Raw genomic sequence first — 4,146 nt, forward strand, 5'->3', positions numbered from 1 at the left:
TGATCAGGGACAGGTCGGCGTCCTTGTCGTAGAAAACTTTCATGCTCTTCCTAATGAATTACGCCGGGCACCTGCCCGGCTCGGTAAATGAAATGCGGCTTCAGGCTGCCGCGTAGACCGGCATGACCTGATCGCGCACATGGGGAATATCCAGCTGGCGCAGCTTGCGGTACAGCGAGGCGCGGCACATTCCCAGTTGCCGCGATGCGGCCGAGATGTTCCAGCGACTGCCGACAAGCGCATCGATGACACGGTCACGTTCGTCGCGTAACACGTCGCCGGGTTGCCTAGGCACGGCAGCTTGTGGCTGCGGCACCCGGACATGCGCGGCAAGGCGGAGTGGAGCCGCCTGGCTCGCGTCGAATTGCATCAGTTCTTCTGGCAGGTCGTGCAGCTCGATGCGCCCGCCATTCATCACGGCGCAGCTGTATCGCACGACCGCGTGCATCTGGCGCAGGTTGCCGGGCCAGCCATAGGCCAGCATGCGTTGCAGCGCCAGCGGTGCAATCCGGTCATGCCCGGGTCCATCGAGCTGCAATTCGTCGGCGATCATCTGCAGCACCAGGCGTCGACGGTCGACCCGATCGCGCAGCGATGGCAGGCGTAGTACACCGCCGGCAATCCGGTAATAGAGATCTTCGCGGAAACGCCCTTCGGCCACCAGGGCCTTGAGGTCCTGGTGGGTGGCGCAGATCAATTGCAGGTCGACCGGCACCGGCCGCATGGCGCCCAGCGGAATCACCTCGCGTTCGGACAGCACCCGCAACAAACGGGTCTGCAGCGAAAACGGCATGTCGCCGATCTCATCGAGGAACAAGGTGCCGCCGTCGGCCTGCTGCACCTTGCCCTTCATGCCCCCCGGCAAGGCCCCCGAAAAGGCGCCCTTGCAGTAGCCGAACAACTCGCTCTCGGCCAGGCTCTCCGGAATCGAGGCGCAGTTGACCGCGACCCATGCCGCCGCGCGCCGCGCGCTGTAGGCGTGCAATGCCCGCGACAGGTATTCCTTGCCGGTACCGGTCTCGCCCAGGATCAATACCGGGATGCCGCGATCGATCAGGCGCTTGCCCCGTTGGACCAGGTCGCACATGATCGGGTCGTCACCCGACAACTGGTCGATACCGCGATAGGCGCAGGCAGCTGCGGGGGAAGATGGTGGTGCGGTCCTGACGTTGGCCAGAGGATGGCCTACCGATGATGTCGGCATGGTGTTTGTCTCCTGTCTTGAACTGCTTTTTCTTCTTGTCGCGGGCAGGCACGCTTGTGGCGCGCTCGCCGGCTGCGAGGCGGTCGCAAGTTTGCCACCTCTGCGTCGAAGGATATCGAGACAATCCGATAACTTCCAATACAATATTCGAACAGAATCAATACCTTGAAGGTATGAAATGATCGAATTGAGACACCTGACTTATTTCCGCACCGTAGCAGAAACGCTGCATTTCGGCCGCGCGGCGGAACTGCTGCATATCTCGCAACCACCGTTGACACGGCAGATTGCAGCGCTCGAGAAGGAGCTCGGGGCACAATTGTTCGACCGCAGCAAACGGGCCATCCAGCTGACCCCGGCCGGCAAATATTTTTATCGCGACACCACAGAAATTTTCAAGGCACTGGAGCGCGCCAAGCGCAATGCCGCCTCGTCGAGCACCGGCAAGAGCGGCGCATTGCGGGTCGGCTTCATGATGTCGTCGGCCTACAACATCCTGCCATCGGTGACGCGGCACTATTCGGCCGCCTATCCCGAGGTCGACATGCGCCTGACCGAATACGTCCCCAACCTGCTGGCGACCGACATCGAGGATGAGAAGGTCGACGTCGGCGTGATGTATCGCCCCGAGGATTGCAGCCGCCTGGACAGCCACACCATCTATGCCGAACCATTGCTGGCGGTGTTGCCGCGCGACCATCGGCTGGCGGGACAGGCCTCCATTTCGGTGGCGCAACTGGCCGATGATCCGTTCATCAGCATCCCGCGCGCGATCGCCCCGGTGGTGTTCGACATCATCGTCAGCCATTGCCGGGCCAGCGGCTTTCGCCCGACCATCCGGCTCGAAGCCAACCTGCAGCAGACCATCGTCAACCTGGTCGGTGAAGGCCTGGGGGTGGCGCTGGTGCCGACCTCGATGCAGGCGATGCATCTCGACACCACGGTCTTCAAGCCGCTGGTCAACGCGCCGATGGTCGAGGTCGCGGTGATCTGGAACCGTGAAAACACCAACCCTTGCATCCGCACCTTCGCCGATACCGCCGTGCAGGTCTGGCGCAAGCTGCGGCCGCTGGCATCGGTCGGTTGAATGGCTGCGGCGGCCACGCCGGTGCGCACCAGCGCCGCCACCGCCTGCCCGGCAAGTGTGCCCAGCTAGTTACATCGCAATGACAGGCCGCCGTCGACGATCAGGTCCAGCCCGGTGATGTAGCGGGCATGGTCCGAAGCCAGGAACAGCGACGCATGCGCCACATCCCAGGCGTCGCCCATGAATCCCATCGGGCATTGCGCATGGCGCTTGGCGCGCATCTGCTCGACGTCGCCACCGTAGGCGGCCTTGAGCGGCTCGCGGATCATCGGCGTATCCATCAGGCCCGGCAGGACGCAATTGGCGCGAATGCCCAGCGGCGCATACTGCATCGCCACGTTCTTCGTGAATGCCAGGATCGCCGCCTTGGTCGCCGTATAGCCCAGATAGGGAAAGCCGATCCAGCGCAGTGCGGCCAGCGACGAGATGTTGACGATGGCGCCCCGGCGCTGCTGCTCCATGATCGGCAGCACATGCTTGTGGGTCAGGAACAGGCTGGTCTGGTTGACCGCCACCAGCCGGTTCCAGCTTTCCTCGCTGGTCTCGACCGGGCCGCCGGTCTCGGCGATGCCGACGTTGTTATGCAATACGTCGACTTGGCCGAAGTGATCCATGGCGGCCTCTGCGATGGCCTTCACGTCGGCCGAGCTGGATACGTCGGCAGCCAACACCTCGCAGATGCCGCCTTCGGCGCGGATGATATCGCACGTCTGCTGCGCCGCTTCGATGCTGCGATCGACCGCCAGTACCTTGCCGCCTTCGCGGGCATACAGGGCGGCGGCGGCCTTGCCGTTGCCCCAGCCCTCGCCCACCGAACCGGCGCCGGTGACGATGATGACCTTGTCCTGCATCTGCTTGTCCATGCCGTTCTCCTCAGATGCTCAAGACGCCACCGGCGACGAAGCCGCCATCGACCGGAATCACATGACCGGTGATGTAGGATGCGTCGTCCCCCGCCAGGAAGCTGACCGCACTGGCGATCTCGTCGGTGCTGCCGTAGCGGCGCATCGGTACCAGCCGGTAGTAGCTCTCGCGGGTGGCCTCCGAATGCAAGGCCTGCGTCATCGGCGTATCGACCGGCCCCGGGGCCACGCTGTTGACGGTGATGCCGTGCTCGGCCAGCTCGATCGCCATCTGCCGCGTCAGGCCGATCACGGCGGCCTTGGAGGTGCCATAGGCGGTGCGGCCGGCGCCGGCGCGAATACCCGAGATGGACGAGATATTGATGATCCGTCCCCACTTGTGCCTGAGCATCAGGCGCGCGGCGTGCTGGCCCGCCACCAGTACCCCGGTGACGTTGATGTTGATGGTCTTTTGCCAGGTGTCGACCGGAAAATCGAGGAACGACACGGTGTTGGCGATGCCGGCGTTGTTGACCAGGACATCGCATCGGCCGTGGTCGCGCTCGATGGCGGCGAAGCCTTCGGCGATCGAGCCGGGGTCGCCCACATCCATGCGCAGGGCGGTGGCGCGGTGGCCAGCTGCTTGCAGTGAGGCGGCGGCAGTGTGTGCGGCGTCCAGGTCGATGTCGGCCACCACCACGGTGTACCCCCGTGCGGCCAGCTGGCCGCTGATGGCCGCGCCAATACCCATGGCTGCGCCCGTCACCAGCGCCACGCGGGCGCCGTTATCGCTTTGGTTCATGTTGTCTCCGAGGATGTGGGCGGCCCCGGACAGGGGACCGCCACTTTGGAATCGCTAGCCTCTCACGGGCCAGGCAAGGTAATTCAGAGGAAGCCGATGGAAATCCACGGCACGAAGGCCACCACCAGCAAGGCCACCACCAGCGCTGCCAGGTAGCCCCAGACGCGATTGAACACGCCATCCGGGGATACCTTGCCGATGGCGCAGGCGG

At 64.2% G+C, this 4,146-nt stretch carries 4 protein-coding genes; 1 reads left to right on the top strand and 3 read right to left on the bottom strand.

The features are described 5' to 3' along the window. Nucleotides 1–100 precede the first annotated feature (100 nt). Nucleotides 101–1,204, bottom strand: coding sequence for a sigma-54-dependent Fis family transcriptional regulator (locus PMI40_RS04705; protein WP_008112668.1), 1,104 nt, complete (start codon nt 1,202–1,204; stop codon nt 101–103). A gap of 178 nt (nt 1,205–1,382) precedes the next feature. Between PMI40_RS04705 and PMI40_RS04710 the strand changes: the two genes are divergently transcribed. After that, on the top strand, nt 1,383–2,291 hold the full coding sequence (locus PMI40_RS04710) for a LysR family transcriptional regulator (protein WP_008112670.1): 909 nt from the start codon (nt 1,383–1,385) through the stop codon (nt 2,289–2,291). 65 nt (nt 2,292–2,356) lie between these two features. Here the strand turns inward: PMI40_RS04710 and PMI40_RS04715 are convergent, their stop codons facing one another. Then, nucleotides 2,357–3,154 (bottom strand): SDR family NAD(P)-dependent oxidoreductase, encoded by a 798-nt coding sequence (locus PMI40_RS04715; RefSeq protein WP_008112671.1) that lies wholly within the window; start codon nt 3,152–3,154, stop codon nt 2,357–2,359. A gap of 10 nt (nt 3,155–3,164) precedes the next feature. Beyond that, nucleotides 3,165–3,935: an SDR family NAD(P)-dependent oxidoreductase gene (locus tag PMI40_RS04720; protein ID WP_008112672.1), complete on the bottom strand. Its 771-nt coding sequence runs from the start codon at nt 3,933–3,935 to the stop codon at nt 3,165–3,167. Nucleotides 3,936–4,146: the final 211 nt, after the last annotated feature.

The organism is Herbaspirillum sp. YR522 (assembly GCF_000282575.1).
Classification (GTDB): Bacteria; Pseudomonadota; Gammaproteobacteria; order Burkholderiales; family Burkholderiaceae_D; genus Herbaspirillum.